Genomic DNA, 17495 nt, shown 5'->3' on the forward strand with positions numbered 1-17495 from the left:
GATTGGATTCATCCTATGCTGCTCGCAAGTACGAAAGTGAGGCAGTCGTATATGTTGATGAACACTGGGATCCTGGTTACAGGGGGAGCAGGGTTTATTGGGTCGAATTTTGTGCTGCATTGGATTCTGGCTGGCAAGGGACGGGTTGTCAATGTGGATGCGTTGACGTATGCGAGCAACCTTGGGAACCTGGCTTCTATTGAGGGGGACCCGGACCATGTGTTCGTGCATGGAAACATCTGTGATGCGGAGTTGATGGCCAGGACGCTTGCGGAGCATCGGCCTCGGGCTATTGTTCATTTCGCGGCGGAGAGTCATGTGGATCGGTCGATTATGGGGCCGGATGCCTTTCTGAAGACAAATATCGATGGGACGTTCACCTTGCTGCAGGCGGCGCGGGCGTATGTGGCAACGCTGACCGAAGAGGAGCGCGAGGCGTTTCGGTTCGTGCATGTTTCTACAGACGAGGTGTATGGGACGCTTGGGCCGGGAGATCCGGCTTTCTCGGAGACGACGCCGTATGCTCCGAATAGCCCATATGCCGCTTCGAAGGCCGCTTCCGACTTCCTGGGGCGCGCTTGGTTTCATACCTACAAGCTTCCGGTGTTGATAACCAACTGCTCGAATAACTATGGGCCTTATCAGTTCCCCGAGAAATTAATTCCGCTGATCATCACGCATGCCCTGACGGGCAAGCCGCTACCGATCTATGGGGACGGGCTGCAGATTCGCGATTGGCTGTTTGTTACGGACCATTGCAAGGCGATCGTTGAGGTGCTCGAGAAGGGTGTGGTTGGGGAGACGTACAACATCGGGGGGAATAACCAGCGCAGCAACCTGGAGGTGGTGAAGACGATCTGTTCCCTGCTGGATGAGCTGATGCCGGAGTCGCCCTACACGCCGCATGCGCAACTTATTACCTATGTGAAGGATCGGCCAGGCCATGATCGGCGGTATGCAATTGATGCGACGAAGATTGGGCGGGAGTTGGGGTGGAAACCCGAGGAAAGTTTTGAGACAGGCATGCGTAAGACGATCCAGTGGTACCTGTCGAATGCGGAGTGGATCGAGTCAGTGACGGGGGCGGCCTATCAGGAGTGGGTGACGAAGAACTACACTGACCGCAAGCAAAAGGCGGAGGGCTGATGAAGGGTATTATCCTCGCGGGCGGTTCGGGAACGCGTTTGCACCCAGTGACGCAGGCGGTTTCGAAACAACTGTTACCGATCTATGACAAGCCGATGATTTATTACCCGCTGACGACACTGATGCTGGCGGGCATCCGGGAGATTTTGCTGATCTCGACACCGCAGGATACGCCGCGGTTTGAGGCGCTGCTTGGGTCCGGAGAACAGTGGGGCATCAAGATTCAGTATGCGGTGCAGCCGTCGCCCGATGGCATCGCACAGGCATTCCTGATTGGCAAGGAGTTTCTTGCCGGGGAGGGATGCTGCCTGGCGTTGGGAGACAATATTTTCTTCGGTCATGACTTCGTGAAGGCGATGCAGCAGGCGGTTTCGCGTACCGAGGGGGCGACGGTATTTGCCTACGCAGTCACCGACCCGGAACGATATGGCGTGGTTGCGTTTGATGCTAACCGCAAGGTGACGTCCCTGGAAGAAAAACCCTTGAAGCCGAAGTCGCGGTACGCGGTTACGGGGATTTATTTTTATGACGCACAGGTTGTTTCCGTCGCCGAACAGATGAGGCCTTCCGCGCGTGGCGAACTGGAGATTACCGATGTGAACCGGTGGTACCTGGAGCGCGGTCAGCTGTGCACTGAGCTGCTGGGGCGGGGTATGGCGTGGCTGGATACTGGGACGCACGAAGCGCTGCTCGACGCCTCGAACTTTGTGCAGACGATTGAGCAGCGACAAGGTTTGAAGATTGCCTGTCCAGAGGAGATTGCGTTCCGCCTTGGATACGTCTCGACTGTGGAGCTGGAGGCGCTGGCAAGCAAACTGGGAAAGAGCTCGTACGGGCAGTACTTGAAGCGCCTGCTTACGGAGACACTCTACTGACGCCGATGGGCAATGGTCCGATTTTGCTACTCGGTGCTCATGGCCAGGTGGGCGGAGAGGCGTTGCCGCTGCTGCGCGAGCTTGGCGAGGTTGTTAGCCTTACGCGAGCCGAGCTTGACTTGACCGACGGCGCTGCCGTTCGAGCGGCCGTAAGAGAGCTGAAGCCGCGTTGGATTGTGAATGCGGCGGCCTACACGGCGGTGGACAAAGCCGAGAGCGAGTCGCGAACGGCGTATGTCCTCAATGGTGAGTTGCCGGGAATCCTGGGCGAAGAGGCTGCTCGCATCGGATCGGCGGTCATTCATTTTTCGACGGACTACGTGTTTTCGGGGGAGGGATCGCGGCCTTGGCGGGAGGACGATCCTACGGGCCCGCTGGGGGTGTATGGGGCGTCAAAGCTTGCGGGGGAGAGGGCGCTTACGGAGAGCGGCGCGGCGCACTTTATCTTTCGCACGAGCTGGGTATTTGGCGCGCGCGGTGAGAACTTTCTGCGGCGGATCCTGCAGTTGGCGATGGAGCGCGACGAGTTGAAGATCGTCGATGACCAGATTGGGTCGCCAACCTGGTCGAGGACGCTTGCGCGCCTGGTGGGGCATACGATTCGACGCACGGAGGATAGGGCGAAGCTCGGTGGAGGCGGGTTGGATGAGGTGGTGAGATCGGTGGGTGGGGTCTACCACGCCTCCAGTATGGGGTACACGACGTGGTTTGGTTTTGCAACGGAGTTCGTACAGATTGCGCGGAGGGCGATGCCGGAGAAGACGCTGGCGAAGCTGGCCGCTATTCCGACGAGCGCTTATCCCACGGCTGCGGTGCGCCCGAAGAATTCGCGGCTGAACTGCGAGAAACTTGCGCGCGGACTGGAGTTTGAGATGCCTGATTGGCAGTCCGCCACACGCGAGGTGATGGAGGAAGTGCTCGCGGAGATGCGGACGCGATGAGGCCAAACGGACTTATCAAGTTGTGCGCGTCACGCGATGGTCTGGTGCAGGTCGAGGGACGCAGGAAGTTCAGCGTCTTGCAGGAAGCTTCCTTTCGCGTCCTTCGCTGAGATCAAAGGTTCTTCGATTCCCTCAAGCGGCCAGGCAATGCCAAGGGTGGGGTCATTCCAGCGCACGCAGCGTTCTCCTGCCGGGTAATAGAAGTCCGTCGTCTTGTAGAGCACGTTGGCGGTCTCGGATAGAACGACGAAGCCATGCGCGAAGCCCTGGGGGATCCAAAGGAACTCGATATCCTCTCCATGCAGGTCAAAGCCCGCCCATTTACCGAAGTCAGCAGAGTTGGGGCGGAGATCCACGGCGACATCCCAGATGTGTCCTGAGATTGCGCGAATCAACTTGCCCTGGGGCTGCAGGAGTTGATAGTGAAGGCCGCGCAACACGCCTCGCTGGGAAAAGGACTGGTTGTCCTGCACAAAGCGATCGGGGAGACCAGCTGCAGCGAAGGTACGGGTATTGAATACTTCGGAGAACCAGCCGCGCTCGTCGCCATTCTTCTGTGGGCGGAGTCGTTTTACGTCGCGCAAGCTGGTGTCAAAAATTTGCATGGCTCATTCTAGCGTGGGCTAAATTTGTGACCTGCAGAAATACAAAAGGTAGGGATGGCGATCGGGGGTATCGAAGGTATATACACCCCCCATCGGGCACAGATGTTTACGCGGCTGGTCGCTTGACGGCGTCTTTCGCGTGCTTTGATTGGGGCAGCTAAACGCATGAAAACACTAGCTGCAGACGGAGATGCGCGGATGCTTGAGGGCTGGACACCGGAGTGAGGGTTGAGGCAGCCACCAAGTGAGTGATTGGTCGCACAGTTCGGTTCTCAGTGAGGGCGGCTGCGCGAACCTCAATGTGTTCGCACTTTCAACGATTTGTAAACTATTCGCGAAGGTTGCTACGTCTATCCTTAGACAGGAGAACGAATCGTGATGATTATGCGCCGTGGTTCCGAATTGGTATCAGACCCGTAACAGGAAATTCATCACGACAACCCGATTCCGCAAGAATGGATCACTGAAATCGCTCGAATGGCTCATGTACTATGTTTAAAACGTCTTGCGAGCATCGCACCCACACAGAGTGTTACGGCTGACAACCGACGGAAAAGGGATGGGCAGTTTTAATGGCAAATTCGCGGGCCGAACACGATCGTACCCCAAAGTCCGAAAAGAAGCTTTCCGAAACGTTCGAGGGGCAATTGTCGGAAAAGGCCAATGCAGATCCACTGTTTTGTCCCCGTTATGTAAGTGGTTGGTGCATGTCGAAGCGTAAACGCTGCTTCGATCTGGTGCTGAGCGTTATTGCTTTGATCGTTTTTTCTCCGCTGATGTTGTTGATCGCCTGGTTGATCAAGTTCACGTCGCAAGGGCCAGCCTTGTTTCGCCAGGAGCGGGTTGGGTTGCATCAGCAGACGTTTGTCATCTTCAAGTTCCGGACGATGGAAAACCGCCGCGAGCTTCTGAACGCCGGCCCGACGGTCACGAGGCACGGTGATTCGAGGATGACGAAGATCGGCGCACTACTTCGCCGCCTGAAGCTGGATGAGTTGCCACAGTTAATCAATGTTCTTCGCGGTGAGATGAGCTTCGTTGGGCCCCGACCCAAGATCGCGCAGCATGAAAATCTATGTATGCTTTGCCGCCCGGGTATCACGGGAGCGGCGACGATTGAGTTCTCTCACGAGGAAGGTTTGCTCGCAGGCGTTCCGGAAGAACTTGTCGAGCGCTATGTGGTGACTGTCCTCAATCCTGAGAAGTGCAAGCTGGACATCAAGTACATCGAGACGACCAGGTTTTCGACCGATCTCAAGATTCTGATGCACACCGTCTTCAAGCTCAGCAACCGGTCGAGGCGTACATTCTCAACGGAGTCCGTACGTTTTCTCAAGGCCAGAACGAACATGGAGACGAACTCCTCCAAGGCGCTCAATGCAGCGGGCGAATCGGACTTTTCCGGTCAAGAGGTTCGGCAGTCCGCGTGACCCGCGAGGCGCATAAAACTATCGGTGCGCTTCACTGTTCTTGATCTTGTGCCGAAGACCTATTCCTTATGCAGGAAGTAGGTTAGTTGAATGGTTCCGATAACATTGTGCTGTTGCCCCTGGGCTATCAGGGGTGCCTTCCACAGTTCGCCTTGCACGTTCGCCTTGATCTCAAAGTTGCGTAAGGGGCGTAACACGACGTCGGCGGAGAGGTCGTTCTGGGTAGTGCCTCCGGGAATAAAATCGTCTGCGGCCTTCGCTTGACGATATTGCAGTTGAATCTGCTGATCAGGACGAAGGTGCCAGGTTAGCCAGGCTTGGCCACCGGTGCTCTCGCGGCCAATCCAGTCGCCGAGAATGTAACCCTTGTTGGTGTAGCCCTGGACCTGAACGTTTTCCCACATGAGAAGACGACCTTGATTGCTTTCAGGATCATGCACATTGGTGGTAAATCCTTCGGCGCGGAAGTCCACTCGCGGCAAGCCGGGTAAGCGCGCGATGTAAATGCCTGGTCGTAGGCCGGAGCGTCCGAGGTTGCTGATGGGGAAGACGTTGTCGTGGGCGAACGAATCCATATAGAGGGTAACGAGGTGATTGTCCCAGGGTGTTCTCCAGGTCAAGTCGAAGGTGCTGAAGCGGGCGCCGGGATTCTGCCTTGAAAACTTGACGTCGGGCTGCGCAGCCGTGACGCTGAAAAAGCTGCGGAGAAACGTGCCAATCGTGATGGGCACGTTGCAGGTGGCAGATTGTGGGTCCGCCGGCGGCCCGCAATATTGTCCATGACCACCCCAGATGACGGAGCGCATGAAGCCGATCTCTAGATCGGGTACCACCTTCATGCTGACCTTTTCCATATGAATCCAGGGGTCGCTGGGAAACTGGTGCCCTTGCAAGATGCCTACCATGAAGTCATAGCGAAAGAGTCCCACATATCGGGAGAGGCCCGGGATATAGAGCGGCTCTACCCGGTTGATCCGAAAGCTGTAAATGTCCTGCGCGTTGTTGGACCAGCCCATGGCGGCGCCAAGTGCCGGACCTAGCCATTCATCACTTCTGCCGAAGGAGACTTCGTTGCCGAGGAGGTGGACGGAGGCATTTGCCTCCAAAATCTGGACAGTGTCCTGGCCGGGAATTACGCCTGCAGGGATGGTGGTTTGAGGGACGTTGGGGGTTTGATCGATGGCGGCGAGTTGTGCAGCGACAGACGGGGAGTAGCCCATCGCAGACGGAGCATGTTGGTACTCGGCGCGGACGATGAGGCTAAATCTTCCGCCCTGCGCTTCTGCGCTGACGCCGGTGAGGTTGTTGAAGCCGGTCTCATCGGGACGGCCGTAGTCGTTGACGATGGTTTGACCGAGGTGGAAACTGTCGTTCAGGATCTCGCCGTTGATCTCACGGACACGGGTGTAGGCGCTGGCTGAGCGGAGAGTGGGTGACCGGTCGCCGGCCAACTCGGGAGCCAATTCTCGGCGGAGGGTTGCGTTGATCTCGACGGCCTCCGCGGGTGCATAGGTTGAGTGCAGCGACTCCTGAGAAAGGGTAAGCATGTGCGCGAGCGAAGCGCGTGTCCAGGGCCGCATGTCAAGGTACGCGGTTGGAAGATAGCCGAGGTAGTAGAGGCGCAAGGCGGCTGAGTAGATCCAACTGTCGACCGGAATGTACGCGGAGCCCGCGGTGCTGGCGGATGCGGCGGCTACCTCATGGTGAGAGGGGATAGGCTCGCCGCTTTGCGCGAGCGTCGGCGTCGCGAGCATACCTATCGCGGAAGAAGCGACCAATAGGGCGCGGAGGATCAGTCGTTTCGCGGGCGAGGCGGAGGTGATGAACGATCGAGCTGACTGGCGGGAGAGAATCCGATGACTGGCAGGATGAAAGTCGATTGCTGCCTCCAAGGCGGGACGCACATGCAAGGATTGCGTTCTGGAACCCAAAGAAGATTGCTTACTTGGCATGCGGTGGCCTGGACTCACGAAACCCAACGTTACTCAAAGATAGTATAAGTCCTGCGCTGGCCGGGGGATCTTCGTGCGAGCGGCTTGGGTGTAGCCGGTTGAACACAGCGGAGATCGTGCTTTCGTGGGCAGGAGCGACTTCGGCCTTCTACTATAGAAAACTTTTGACATCCTGCCGATAGCTGGTCTGCATCCGTGAGGGTGCGTGCGGCGGTGAGCGATGAATGATGAGTGGTATGCGGAGGACAGCTCCTATTCGACTGCGGATTTAATTTGCGGAGGAGAGCCGACGGAGACGCCACTTGGATCTGCAAGCCCATCGTGCCTGGCCAGCCAGATTCGCGAATTGCTTGGCGAAGGTTGTGAGCTGGAGGCAAGCTTTCTTGAAGAGAGCTGGGCGTCTGGTCGACCGGTGACCTCGGCAAAGTGCTGGCCCAAGCGCGACCGGGCTACGGAAAACATCGTAGGCGTCACGTTTGCAGACTTGAGCACGGTCGGGAGCTTCTTCTTTTCAGCGGCGGATGGTTTGATGGGCGATCGCCCTGCTTACGCCTATCCCGCTAGTTCAAGGAACTCCTATGCTGCAGCTTGGTTGCACGATCCTTTAGAAGAGTTTGTCTCACGGACGGAGGATCACGCTGCGGTGCGGGATTCAGCGAGGGATAAGAGGCGTGCTGCCACGGAGACATTTGACTCGATGACGTATCAACGCGCTTGTGAACTTCTTAGTGTGGGCGAGGGCAGCACCGTAACGCAGATCAGGACGGCGTATCGGCGGATGGTCGGCGAGTGGCATCCTGACCGGCTGGAGCAGAGTAGCGAGAGGGTGCGCGCGTTCGCTACGAAGCAGATGGCTTCGATTAATGAGGCGTACCACTTGCTGCGGGATTTTTCGCCTGCGTCGGCATGCTAACGGACAGTGCCGATGCGCGAGGCGGTTATTCGGGGAGGAGCAGGATCACTAAGACCAGGGCCTCGACAGCGAACATTCGGAAGGCCGCGTCCTGACCGTTCCAGAGCTTCGATTGCCACATTAGGAACCACTCGGCGCCGATGCATAGAAACGCGATGAACCACTGAAGCATTCCGGAGGTCAGTGCAATCACGCCCACCTGCTTGGCACGGTGGAACTCCGGCTGGGGACTGCGGAGGGTACGAAAGAGGGCTATGCTCCCCCACCAGCTGAGAGCTGCGTTGAGGATCTCCCACGCGATGATGCTGAGATAGAAGGCGAGGTGGATCCAGGGGGCGCGAATGGCGCGCCATAGGCCGTGGTTTCCGGGGAAGGTGGAGTCCATCATGAGGACATGCCGGACAAATTGGTAGTTAGAGTCGAAGTCGGTCAGGTTATTGAATGCGACGAGGGCGAAGAAGAAGCCGACCGCGGCGAGCAGCAGCATCTTGCAGGTTCGAATGGCGATCATCGGGAGGACTCCTGAAAGCTGGCGAGATACCGTCGCAACGCAGTGAGTGTGGCGCCGTCATACTGCGGGCTGGAAGCCATCTGCGATCGCGGGATGATGTTCTTTGGGTGTAGGACGTAGGCGTCGAATTGAGTTGGATTGGCTACGGCCTCTTGCGCCAGGTCGCGCCAAAGGAGTTTGGACTTCTGTCCACCCTCTTCCGAACGGCTGTGGCAGCGAAAGCAATTTTGGCGCGCAATGGCGTAGCCCTGTTGCACTACTGAATCTTTGGCGGCTGCGCCTTGCGGCTTAATGGGTGCATAGACGGTTTGTTCGCGGCGTAGATCGAGTCGCACGACTCCCCAGGGGATCTGCGCTTCGTCATCGTGGGAGAGGACTCGGAACGACGGCTTGAAGCTGGGATGCGACACCATGTAGGGACCCATGGGCAATCGAACTATTCCCAATGGCCAATGATCCGATTCCAGGCCATTCATTTTGAGGACGAGGAGCGGGTGATGGGCATGAACGTAGGACGCTGGATAGTGTGCGGCGTACTTGTCGTCGCAAATGGCGATGACCATCGTCGCTCCGCTCTGCGCGCCGAGCCAGCCCGGTAATCTCTCCAAGGAGACGCCGCTGATCTGCACGGTTGTTCCAAAGTTTGGGTCGTCGGTAACGGTGTAGGTTTCTTGCGGAAGAGACAGCAGAGACTTGTAGGAGACGAATCGCGTTTGACCTTGCGGAACACCTTGCAATGACCCACCTATCTCGAGGTCGCTGGGTGCGTGGCGCTCAGTCTGAAGGACGAGGCGATGTTCCGTCTCGAGGGCGGCCGCACATACAGTCATCCCGCACAGCACCAGAAGTGCCATCAGAGACCGGCTTGTATGGGTCATTCGGTAATAGTAGCCGAAAACCGGCGAAGTTCAGCCACGGGACGGCTGACTAGCATGCTAAAGTAACCTTCACTATGGACCCACTCGAAGCACTGGAACACCTTGGTCTCGTGCTGCCGTCGCCGCCGGCGCCGGGGGGCAATTACACGTCGGCGAAGACTGCGGGCAATATTGTTTACCTGTCTGGAGTGGTCTCTCAGACTGCAGATGGCATCCTGACGGGCATCGTGGGGTTGGACCGTTCGATTGACGAAGGCTACGCGGCGGCTCGTGCCTGCGCGCTGTTGCAGCTCGCGGTGTTGCAAAAACATCTTGGCTCGTTGAGCAAGGTGCGAGGAATTCTCACGGTCAACGGCTATGTAAACTCTGTTGCGGGCTTTGCGGAGTCGCCGAAAGTGATCAATGGCGCGTCGGATTTGTTTCTTGCAGTCTTCGGCGAGGCTGGGCGGCATGTTCGCGCGGCAATTGGCGTGAGCGGCTTGCCGCGCCATGCGCTGGTCGAACTGCAAATGACGGTGGAAGTCTGATGGCCGAACATGCGCTCTCCGCCGTGCCAATGCATTCACGATGGAACGCGGCGCTGCCGCCACGCCTGACGATTGACTCGGGGGATGTGGTGCACTTTGAGTGCCAGGACGCGAGCGGCGCCGAGGTCCATCGCGGCATGACGGCGGAGGAGTTTCAAAGGATTGATTGTGGATTGATTCACGCGCTTACCGGGCCCGCGACCTGGGAGGCCGCATCCTAAGTGGATAAACCGCTGGAGCCTAAAGGAAGCATCGTTATGATTGAAAGCAGGAACAGGGCGACGCGTTTGAGTTTCATGAAAGTTCTCCTAGGGCCTAAGGAAATCCTTAATTCATTTCGTCCTTGGCTTGATATGAATTGAGCTTAGAAGTGCGCGGCCTCAAGATATATAGAGGTCTTTACACGCGGATGCATGTGGTTCTACTGGGGCTCGAAGAAACAACGACTGAAGAAAGAAAAGCCTGCGACGCGAGAACGCGCTACAGGCCTGCAAACTTCGGTGAGAAATTCTTACTGCGGCGGCTGTTGATCTTGGGGAGGCTGCTGATCCTGATGCTCATTAGCGACGTCGGCGGCGAGACGGAGTTCTTCGTTCGCCTCGCTTAGAAGCTCTTTCGCTCTCTGAGCATGGCCGCCGAGCTGGCCGTCGTTGGCTCTCTGCGCATAGCTGATGTAGTTGAAGGCCTGGACGACGTTGTCCTGCGCGGCCGCGAGGTTGCCATGGCGGTAGCGGTCGATGTTGACGTACGGCGTTGGTACGCCCTGGGCGATTGCCATGGCGCACACTACCGAAGCGCTGGCAACGGTAGTGAGGACGATATTGCGGCGTTTCATGATGTTTCTCCTTTGTTCAATTGAAATGGAATACGGCGTTGCTGCTGCGTGGCTTGGAGCGGACGGCGGCGAGTTAGTCCCACACGGCCATGATGATTTCGCCCTTCTCGTTGAGCAGGAGGGTTATACGGTTGGGGTCGGAGTCGAAAGTGCCAAGCCCGTCGGACTCACGGATGACACGTAGCCTGGCGGGTAGATCCTCTTCGCGAACAATGCTTTCCTGCGGTCGACCGGCTGGCGCGGTTTGTCCTTTGGGAACAAAGAGTTTACCCACGCACTTGACGCAGTCTTTCGGAGGGGCAGCGGCTTCCACATAACCGGGAATCGATTTCAGGACGACGCGGTTGGCCGCGCCGTGCACTCGCACGCCGTTGAAGGGATGTCCGGGCTCAATCGTGAAGACAGCTTCGACCTCAGGATAGGAAGTCGGCGCCGTATTTTCGAACGGCGCTTCGGCGATGAGTGCGAGATCAAGGATGCCGTCGGCAGGGATACCTTTGGTGAGGGGAACGAGTTCCACGGATTCCCAGCCTTCCGTGGTGACAAGACCGCGCACACGGACTACATCCAATTGCGGGGCGTGGGTGCTGCGCAAGACTTCAACGCTGGTGATCCAGAAGACGGGCGCCGTGTTCGGAGCATCGCCCTGGTCAGGCTTGGGCGCGGAGACTGATTCCTGCGGGTTGGGTGCGTTGACCGCGAGCGGTTTACTGCTTTGTGCGTTGCCGATGCCCGTGAGTATGAGGGTGGCATTCAGAAGTGCGGCTAACTTGGTTCTGGTTTGCATCGTTGTTACTCCTTATTTTTTGGAGATGATTTGAGTTATGCGCAGGCGGCTGGAGCGGGTTCGAGTTCTATCGGTGCTGAGCCAGGGAATACGGAGAAGTGGCCTGGTTGCACGGGTCGGGTGCCGTTCGTGAGGCTGGCTTCCATCTGATCGAAGGCTGAGAGGATAAGGTTGGCCGGCGTAATTTGAACGAGATTGCAGAAAGAAGTCTGAGTACTGGCAAACGTGCCGTTCTCTGACAGCTTGTTGACGGGCGCGCCGCCTCCGCAGAGCGAGAAGTATCCGCATTCCTTCTTGCAAGCTTCGACCCCGGCGCGGATGTCGGTAACCATAACTGCCATCGCGGGACTGCTCAGCATTTCTTCTATGGTGTGCTGGTGTACATTGCCGATGATGAAGTTGTTGTAGCGCTCATTCTTGTATCCAAGCAGCTCGGGCGAGAACGACGATACGTTGCCATTGCAATCGATGTTGAGCATTGCCAGGGGTTCGACCTGTTCGTTGCCGACCGGAGCCTCTTCTGGACGGAAAATGCGAGGGATCAGGCCGTCGATTTCACGAATGAAATTGATGCCTGGATTCTGGCGAGAGATGGTCCAGAATCGTTGCAGAAAGGCGTTGAACTTGTTCCGCATGCTGTCACGCGACAGCGTCATCAGCTCGGAGACGTGGTCGCCTTCGGACTCTTCGACGTTGAAGCAGACATCTTCGATTCCCTCCTCAACATAGAAAGCATGCAATTCGTCCGGGCATTCCAGGCCTTCTTTAGAAAGCACAGAGATGACGTGGAACGGAATTCCCTCCTCCTTCAGCAGGCGTGCTCCGCGGATCGCGCGGTCGAAGGTTCCCTTGCCCGAACGGGTGATACGGTTCGCGTCGTGCATGTGGCGAGGGCCATCGATACTGACTCCCACCCCCACGTTCCAACGACGGATCAGGTCGCACCACTCCTTCGTTACCAGGGTTCCGTTGGTCTGGAAAGAGTGGCGAATTTCGATGGAGGGAGGCCGCAGCTGTTCGATTGCCAGAAAGGCGGATTCGTAATATGAGACCGGAAGCACAAGCGGCTCTCCAGCATGCCAGATGACCGTGATCTGATTACCAGCATAGGGAGAATCGAAGACCTTCTGGAAGCTCGCGGTGACGGTATCGATGCTCATGACCGATGTGTCGTCGCGAGTTGGCAGATAGCAGTATTTGCAACGAATGTTGCAGAACGGTGTAGGCTGCAAAACGATCGTTTGAATTCTCGGTTCCGAGCTCTGCATGATCTCTGTGTCCTTTCTGGTGGGTTGGGAGGGTCAGGTGCTACCAGTTGTGCCAGAAGTTGTGCCAGTTGTGCCAACCCCCGTTGCCCCAGTTATGCCAGCCGCCATTTCCCCAGTTGTGCCAGCCGCCGTTGCCCCAGCCGCCATTCCGCCAGCCGCCATTGCCCCAGCCGCCGTTACGCCATCCGAACCCTCCGTTAAGCCAGTCGGCGAGCATGAGAGGCATTCCGGATGGGCTTTTGAAGACGGCGTCATTGACCGAGGAGACGGAGGCGCGGATGTCGCTGAGGCGGTCGGCGACCGATAGATTGTCGACCGTGCTGGTGGGGGTGGGTTCCGCTTGACCCTGTGTTGCGGCGAGAGCGGCAGAAATGCCAACTACGCCAGCGGGTATGAGTAATGCGAGAGCCTTTGAAGTGCTTTTCTTTGCGCTCATGGTGATTCTCCTTGATGACTAATGGTAGGTAGCCGCGATACATAAATGAATCCGTGGCGCTACACGTCTCGGGGTGTGAGGCTACATAAGTAGGCCATGTGGTTCCGCATGGGTCGAGGTGGAGCGGGAGAGGCGGAACGAGTACAATCTCGACACAACCCGCGCTTCACTCTGGATTTTGTCGAGGAATGTGCAGCATGTCGCAGTGGCCGCGTGATCAGGATGCTCGCAAAGATGAAGGCGTTTCTGCGCGCGCGTTTTTCATCGCATTCGTCGCAGCGTGCGTTTTGTCTTTCGCCCCGTGCGGGTGGGCACAGTACCGATCAACGCAGTGGACGGCTGACTCTGGCCTCCCGCAGAACAGCGTCCGCGGCATTGTCCACGCCGCAGACGGCTACCTCTGGGTCGCCACGCTGGATGGAATTGCAAAGTTCGACGGGCTCCGCTTTACCGTCTACAACAAGAGCAACACGCCGGGCATCACGTCCAACCGCTTTGTCGCGATGGCTGAAGGAGACGGCGGCGATCTCTGGATGGCTAGCGAAGACGGGAACCTCATTCGATATCGCGCTGGCCACTTCCAACGGATGGGAGAGGCAGAAGGACTCCGTCCCTATTCGGTTGGCGCCATCACCTACGATCATCGCGGTGGGTTCTGGGTGGACTCTGACGACCGGGTGTACCGTTGGGCACCCCAGTCCGGGCGCTTCGAAAGAGAAGCGTTCGACCGCGACGACACGCGATTCATTCCTTTGTGGTGGGGGGGGACAGGTTTCTGGGCGATTCAGAATGGCAATCTGGTATGTTTCACGCGCGGTCACCTGACGACACATCTGCTTCCGAAGACATTGACGCTCGCACACATTCAAGGTGTCGCGGTTGGAGGAGACGATGTCGTGTGGATTGGTACTACGGATGGCCATCTCGGAAGACTGGTTGACGGTTCCCTGGCCGTGGGAAAGGGAACAGTTACGACAGACTGGCTGAGTTCGAAGAGGGAGGGTTGGAGAGGCCAGATCGCGCCGGACTTCAGACGCACGGTGATCTTCCCGTCTGACGGCATAGAAAAGGGGATCCCCTATAACGTGGTCGTTGCCGACGACGAAGATAACATGTGGGTGGGTTCGGAGGATGAAGGGTTATTCCGGGTTCAACGACAATCGATTAAGTCGTTGTCTTCAACCCAAGGCCTTGCGAGTGACGGCGTTTATCCAGTAATGGAATCCAGCGCGGGCGACATGTGGGTGGGAAGCTGGCCGGCGGGTCTGACGCGTGTGCATGACGGCCGGGTAACGGCCTTTACGAAGGCGGACGGCGTCCCTGGCCTGGTGACAGCGCTCGCCGAAGATCGATCGGGAACCATCTGGGTGGGGTCGCATAACGGAGTGCGGATATTCTCCCACGGACGATTGATCGTTCCTCCCGGCATCCCCGAAGAGAAACTTCCGGTCGTCCAGGTAATCCATCCGATGGGCGATGGCGCCATGATGCTCGGAACACCGAAGGGCATCTACCTACTCGCTGGATCTAACTCGCGCTGGATGACAACGCGCGATGGCCTGGCGAGTGACGATGTTCGTGTGATCCTCGAGGACCGCAGGGGAGATACGTGGGTCGGTGGATATGGCGGTCTCACGCGCATCCACAACGGAGTGATGACGCGCTGGACAGAGGCGGAGGGTTTGCCCAGCAATAACATCCGCGCTATCGACCAGGACAGCGCAGGCGAGATCTGGGTGGGAACCTATGACGGTGGTATCGGATGGCTTCACAACGGCAAATGGGCAGTTTTCAATCAGAGTTCAGGACTCTACGATAATGGAGCTTTTCAGATCCTTGAAGATGGTCAGGAGCGGTTCTGGATTAGCTCCAACCGTGGCATCTATCGGGTAAGCCGGAGACAGCTCATCGACGTGGCGGAAGGGCACGAAAAGAGGGTCGACTCAGTGGCCTACGGGAGGGCCGACGGCATGTTGAGCATGGAATGCAATGGCGGAGTATGGCCAGCGGGAGCCAAAGACGCCCATGGATTCCTTTGGTTTCCAACCGAGAAGGGTGTCGCCATTGTCGATCCAACGTCTGTGTCCGTTGACAACTTGCCTCCGAAAGTCGTGATTGAATCAGCATCGGTTGAACATAAGGTGCAAACTGCAGTCGACCAGGTTGTGATGCGGCCTGGCGAGACGAACCTCGAGGTACAGTACACGGCGCTGAGCTACTCGAGGCCGGAACAGATTTCATTTCGTTACAAGCTGGATGGCGTGGATGAGAACTGGCAGGAAGTGGGTCATAGACGAACGGCGTACTACACGCATCTGCCGCCCGGCGATTATATCTTCCGTGTGACGGCGAGGAACAGCGACGGGGTCGAAAGCCTGGCGGACAGCACGCTGCGGGTGACAGTAATTCCGCCGTTCTATCGTCGCTGGTGGTTTTTCGCCTTAATCATTTTGACGACACTGGGGATTCTATGGCTGCTTTGGAATCGCCGCGCGCAAGAAGTGGCAAGAGAGCAGGCATCACAGCAGGCATTCTCACGTGAGCTAATTGCGTCTCAAGAAAACGAACGGCGGCGCATCGCTGCGGAGTTACACGACAGCCTGGGTCAGCGACTGATCATTATCAACAATCTTGCGCTCTTCCTGCTGAAGACAAAGGGCAAGGTTCGTTCTGAAGAAGATAAGCAGGAAACCATTGAGGAAATCAGTTCGGAAGCCACGCAGGCGATCGAAGAAACTCGAGCGATTTCCTATGCACTGAGGCCATTCCAGCTTGACCGGTTGGGACTGACGAAGGCGATTCAGGCGATGTTGACAAAGGTAGAGCGCGCGTCAGAGATTGAACTGAAAGCCGACATCCAAGACATTGACGACGCCTTTCCCGAAGAGTTGCGCATAAACTTTTATCGCATCGTACAGGAGGGCCTGAACAACATTGTGAAGCATTCTCATGCGACTCAGGGCACAGTGACAGCGCATCGAACGAAGTCGTCCGTAGTGTTGACAATTTCCGATAACGGCCAGGGACTGCCGAGCGAACCACGCAATATGAAGCCCGGAGCTGGAGGATTTGGGTTGACCGGCATCCGCGAACGCGCCATGCTGATGAGTGGAACGCTTCAGATCAAGAGCGAGAACGGGAATGGGACCGTGCTCGTGATCCACTTCCCACTGGAGAAAAGGAGCGCCTACGATGAGCCAAGTAATTGAAGTTCTGCTTGCGGATGACCATCCGGTTGTACGTCGGGGGCTGAAGGCGACGATTGAAGAAGACAGCGATCTGCGTGTTGTCGCGGAGGCTGCGGATGGTAACGACGCCTTGCGTCAGATCGTCGATCTTCGGCCGGCGGTTGCGATTCTCGATATTGATATGCCGGGCCTCAACGGACTCGGGGTGGCGCGCGAGTTGTTGGCGCAGAACATCGGGACGCACGTCGTGTTTATGACGTTCCATGCCGACGAGGATCTGATGCGCGCCGCAATGGATGCAGGCGGCAAGGGATATCTGCTCAAGGGCAGCGAGACGGACGAGGTAGGAGCGGCCATACACGCCGTGTGTGCAGGCAGGACCTACATCGGGTCCAAGATGGCGGCGGTTCTGCTTAAGCAGAAGGATGAATTATCCGGAGGCGTACAGCAGCTGGACATCACTGTACTGACTCCGTCGGAGAAGAAAATCCTTCGGCTCATCGCCGATGGCCTTTCCAGCAAGGAGATCGGTGACTCACTTTCGATCCATTACCGAACGGTGGAAAATCACCGCACAAATATGTGTCGCAAGCTAAACATCGAAGGCGCGAATGCGCTCGCGCGGTTTGCGTTGCAACATCGATCTGCGCTGCATGAACGACTGCTTTAAGGCACACCTGGCGTAGAATTCTGAGCGCGGCAGCTATTCAGCGCGTCCCTGAGTACGGTATCGAGTTCGGTGAGATTGTTTTTCAACGCGTAGGCACACGCTCCCGCCTCCCGAGCTGCGCTGCGAAGCGCATCGTCGTTATAATCCGTCAAAATCACGATCCGCGCATTGGGATGATGCTGAAGCAGTTGCCGGGTGGCTGACAGGCCATCCATGCGCGGCATGCGCACGTCCATCAGCACCGCGTCGGGGCTATGTTCTGTATATGCGGCCAATGCGTCGGCTCCGTCTTCACACTCGAAAATGTTGTCAGCAAAATCACTGATCGCGCGCCGGATCAGCCTTCGAATGGTTGGATTGTCTTCCACAATTAATATTGTCATCAGTTGCTTTTTCAATCTCGTACCTGAATAAAATCATAGGCGTTACTTGATTCCACAATCATTGGTATCGCTACATAGCGGCAGCGTGTACCACTGCACGGCCTTCCCATGCGGTTCCACACGGTCGAGTGATGAGCGTGACATGACGTG

18 protein-coding genes are annotated in these 17495 nt (G+C 57.2%); 9 read left to right on the forward strand and 9 right to left on the reverse strand.

Annotation, left to right across the window (positions count from 1 at the left end; all coding sequences use genetic code 11):
* Nucleotides 1-57 precede the first annotated feature (57 nt).
* From rfbB to rfbD, 3 genes are read left to right on the forward strand one after another with little or no spacing between them, the layout of a single operon-like run.
* Nucleotides 58-1146, forward strand: a complete 1089-nt coding sequence (gene rfbB, locus GSQ80_RS01625) for a dTDP-glucose 4,6-dehydratase (RefSeq protein WP_158785767.1) — start codon at nt 58-60, stop codon at nt 1144-1146.
* Nucleotides 1146-2021 (forward strand): glucose-1-phosphate thymidylyltransferase RfbA, encoded by an 876-nt coding sequence (rfbA, locus tag GSQ80_RS01630; protein ID WP_158785768.1) that lies wholly within the window; start codon nt 1146-1148, stop codon nt 2019-2021. The genes rfbB and rfbA overlap by 1 nt, the downstream gene beginning before the upstream one ends.
* A gap of 5 nt (nt 2022-2026) precedes the next feature.
* Nucleotides 2027-2962, forward strand: coding sequence for a dTDP-4-dehydrorhamnose reductase (rfbD, locus tag GSQ80_RS01635; protein WP_158785769.1), 936 nt, complete (start codon nt 2027-2029; stop codon nt 2960-2962).
* A 29-nt stretch (nt 2963-2991) separates the two neighbouring features.
* Here rfbD and rfbC read toward each other — a convergent pair whose 3' ends face one another.
* Entirely contained in the window at nt 2992-3567 is a 576-nt protein-coding gene (rfbC, locus tag GSQ80_RS01640) for a dTDP-4-dehydrorhamnose 3,5-epimerase (RefSeq protein WP_158785770.1), read from the reverse strand.
* A gap of 707 nt (nt 3568-4274) precedes the next feature.
* Here rfbC and GSQ80_RS01645 point away from each other — a divergent pair.
* A complete protein-coding gene (locus GSQ80_RS01645) occupies nt 4275-4997 on the forward strand; it encodes a sugar transferase (RefSeq protein WP_158785771.1) in 723 nt (240 codons plus the stop codon).
* 59 nt (nt 4998-5056) lie between these two features.
* Here the strand turns inward: GSQ80_RS01645 and GSQ80_RS01650 are convergent, their stop codons facing one another.
* On the reverse strand, nt 5057-6928 hold the full coding sequence (locus GSQ80_RS01650) for a capsule assembly Wzi family protein (protein WP_158785772.1): 1872 nt from the start codon (nt 6926-6928) through the stop codon (nt 5057-5059).
* A 241-nt stretch (nt 6929-7169) separates the two neighbouring features.
* Between GSQ80_RS01650 and GSQ80_RS01655 the strand changes: the two genes are divergently transcribed.
* Nucleotides 7170-7862: a DnaJ family molecular chaperone gene (locus GSQ80_RS01655; protein WP_158785773.1), complete on the forward strand. Its 693-nt coding sequence runs from the start codon at nt 7170-7172 to the stop codon at nt 7860-7862.
* A 25-nt stretch (nt 7863-7887) separates the two neighbouring features.
* On the opposite strand, the gene GSQ80_RS01660 is transcribed toward GSQ80_RS01655, so the two are convergent.
* Together GSQ80_RS01660 and GSQ80_RS01665 are read right to left on the reverse strand one after the other, a co-directional pair.
* Nucleotides 7888-8373, reverse strand: coding sequence for a DUF2165 family protein (locus GSQ80_RS01660; RefSeq protein ID WP_158785774.1), 486 nt, complete (start codon nt 8371-8373; stop codon nt 7888-7890).
* Nucleotides 8370-9227, reverse strand: a complete 858-nt coding sequence (locus tag GSQ80_RS01665) for a hypothetical protein (RefSeq protein ID WP_158785775.1) — start codon at nt 9225-9227, stop codon at nt 8370-8372. Before GSQ80_RS01665 ends, GSQ80_RS01660 begins: the two co-directional genes overlap by 4 nt.
* 98 nt (nt 9228-9325) lie before the next feature.
* Between GSQ80_RS01665 and GSQ80_RS01670 the strand changes: the two genes are divergently transcribed.
* A complete protein-coding gene (locus GSQ80_RS01670) occupies nt 9326-9778 on the forward strand; it encodes a RidA family protein (protein ID WP_158785776.1) in 453 nt (150 codons plus the stop codon).
* Nucleotides 9778-9999, forward strand: coding sequence for an acetamidase/formamidase family protein (locus tag GSQ80_RS01675; protein WP_158785777.1), 222 nt, complete (start codon nt 9778-9780; stop codon nt 9997-9999). The genes GSQ80_RS01670 and GSQ80_RS01675 overlap by 1 nt, the downstream gene beginning before the upstream one ends.
* A 290-nt stretch (nt 10000-10289) precedes the next feature.
* Here GSQ80_RS01675 and GSQ80_RS01680 read toward each other — a convergent pair whose 3' ends face one another.
* From GSQ80_RS01680 to GSQ80_RS22945, 4 genes are all read right to left on the reverse strand, one after another.
* Entirely contained in the window at nt 10290-10613 is a 324-nt protein-coding gene (locus GSQ80_RS01680; RefSeq protein ID WP_158785778.1) for a hypothetical protein, read from the reverse strand.
* 73 nt (nt 10614-10686) lie between these two features.
* The gene (locus tag GSQ80_RS01685; protein WP_158785779.1) at nt 10687-11400 is read right to left on the reverse strand and encodes a hypothetical protein; all 714 of its coding nucleotides are present in this window, start codon (nt 11398-11400) and stop codon (nt 10687-10689) included.
* 35 nt (nt 11401-11435) lie between these two features.
* The gene (grrM, locus tag GSQ80_RS01690; RefSeq protein ID WP_158785780.1) at nt 11436-12668 is read right to left on the reverse strand and encodes a cyclophane-forming radical SAM/SPASM peptide maturase GrrM/OscB; all 1233 of its coding nucleotides are present in this window, start codon (nt 12666-12668) and stop codon (nt 11436-11438) included.
* 40 nt (nt 12669-12708) lie between these two features.
* On the reverse strand, nt 12709-13104 hold the full coding sequence (locus tag GSQ80_RS22945) for a hypothetical protein (RefSeq protein ID WP_158785781.1): 396 nt from the start codon (nt 13102-13104) through the stop codon (nt 12709-12711).
* A 197-nt stretch (nt 13105-13301) separates the two neighbouring features.
* Between GSQ80_RS22945 and GSQ80_RS01700 the strand changes: the two genes are divergently transcribed.
* Complete coding sequence (locus GSQ80_RS01700; protein ID WP_158785782.1) at nt 13302-16313, forward strand: two-component regulator propeller domain-containing protein; 3012 nt, start codon at nt 13302-13304, stop codon at nt 16311-16313.
* Entirely contained in the window at nt 16297-16962 is a 666-nt protein-coding gene (locus GSQ80_RS01705) for a response regulator transcription factor (protein ID WP_158785783.1), read from the forward strand. Before GSQ80_RS01700 ends, GSQ80_RS01705 begins: the two co-directional genes overlap by 17 nt.
* Here the strand turns inward: GSQ80_RS01705 and GSQ80_RS01710 are convergent.
* Nucleotides 16959-17360, reverse strand: a complete 402-nt coding sequence (locus tag GSQ80_RS01710) for a response regulator transcription factor (protein WP_158785784.1) — start codon at nt 17358-17360, stop codon at nt 16959-16961. The two genes, GSQ80_RS01705 and GSQ80_RS01710, sit on opposite strands and share 4 nt — an antisense overlap.
* Between the last annotated feature and the right edge of the window lie 135 nt (nt 17361-17495).

Origin of the sequence: Granulicella sp. L46 (genome assembly GCF_009765785.1) — a bacterium.
In the GTDB taxonomy this organism is placed as follows: Bacteria; Acidobacteriota; Terriglobia; order Terriglobales; family Acidobacteriaceae; genus Granulicella.

What these genes read in the sequence shown, in the direction of transcription:
- rfbB (WP_158785767.1), top strand. Translation starts at nt 58, where the DNA reads ATGAACACTGGGATCCTGGTTACAGGGGGAGCAGGGTTTATTGGGTCG.
- rfbA (WP_158785768.1), top strand. Translation starts at nt 1,146, where the DNA reads ATGAAGGGTATTATCCTCGCGGGCGGTTCGGGAACGCGTTTGCACCCA.
- rfbD (WP_158785769.1), top strand. Translation starts at nt 2,027, where the DNA reads ATGGGCAATGGTCCGATTTTGCTACTCGGTGCTCATGGCCAGGTGGGC.
- rfbC (WP_158785770.1), bottom strand. Translation starts at nt 3,567, where the DNA reads ATGCAAATTTTTGACACCAGCTTGCGCGACGTAAAACGACTCCGCCCA.
- GSQ80_RS01645 (WP_158785771.1), top strand. Translation starts at nt 4,275, where the DNA reads ATGTCGAAGCGTAAACGCTGCTTCGATCTGGTGCTGAGCGTTATTGCT.
- GSQ80_RS01655 (WP_158785773.1), top strand. Translation starts at nt 7,170, where the DNA reads ATGAATGATGAGTGGTATGCGGAGGACAGCTCCTATTCGACTGCGGAT.
- GSQ80_RS01660 (WP_158785774.1), bottom strand. Translation starts at nt 8,373, where the DNA reads ATGATCGCCATTCGAACCTGCAAGATGCTGCTGCTCGCCGCGGTCGGC.
- GSQ80_RS01665 (WP_158785775.1), bottom strand. Translation starts at nt 9,227, where the DNA reads ATGGCACTTCTGGTGCTGTGCGGGATGACTGTATGTGCGGCCGCCCTC.
- GSQ80_RS01670 (WP_158785776.1), top strand. Translation starts at nt 9,326, where the DNA reads ATGGACCCACTCGAAGCACTGGAACACCTTGGTCTCGTGCTGCCGTCG.
- GSQ80_RS01675 (WP_158785777.1), top strand. Translation starts at nt 9,778, where the DNA reads ATGGCCGAACATGCGCTCTCCGCCGTGCCAATGCATTCACGATGGAAC.
- GSQ80_RS01680 (WP_158785778.1), bottom strand. Translation starts at nt 10,613, where the DNA reads ATGAAACGCCGCAATATCGTCCTCACTACCGTTGCCAGCGCTTCGGTA.
- GSQ80_RS01685 (WP_158785779.1), bottom strand. Translation starts at nt 11,400, where the DNA reads ATGCAAACCAGAACCAAGTTAGCCGCACTTCTGAATGCCACCCTCATA.
- grrM (WP_158785780.1), bottom strand. Translation starts at nt 12,668, where the DNA reads ATGCAGAGCTCGGAACCGAGAATTCAAACGATCGTTTTGCAGCCTACA.
- GSQ80_RS22945 (WP_158785781.1), bottom strand. Translation starts at nt 13,104, where the DNA reads ATGAGCGCAAAGAAAAGCACTTCAAAGGCTCTCGCATTACTCATACCC.
- GSQ80_RS01700 (WP_158785782.1), top strand. Translation starts at nt 13,302, where the DNA reads ATGTCGCAGTGGCCGCGTGATCAGGATGCTCGCAAAGATGAAGGCGTT.
- GSQ80_RS01705 (WP_158785783.1), top strand. Translation starts at nt 16,297, where the DNA reads ATGAGCCAAGTAATTGAAGTTCTGCTTGCGGATGACCATCCGGTTGTA.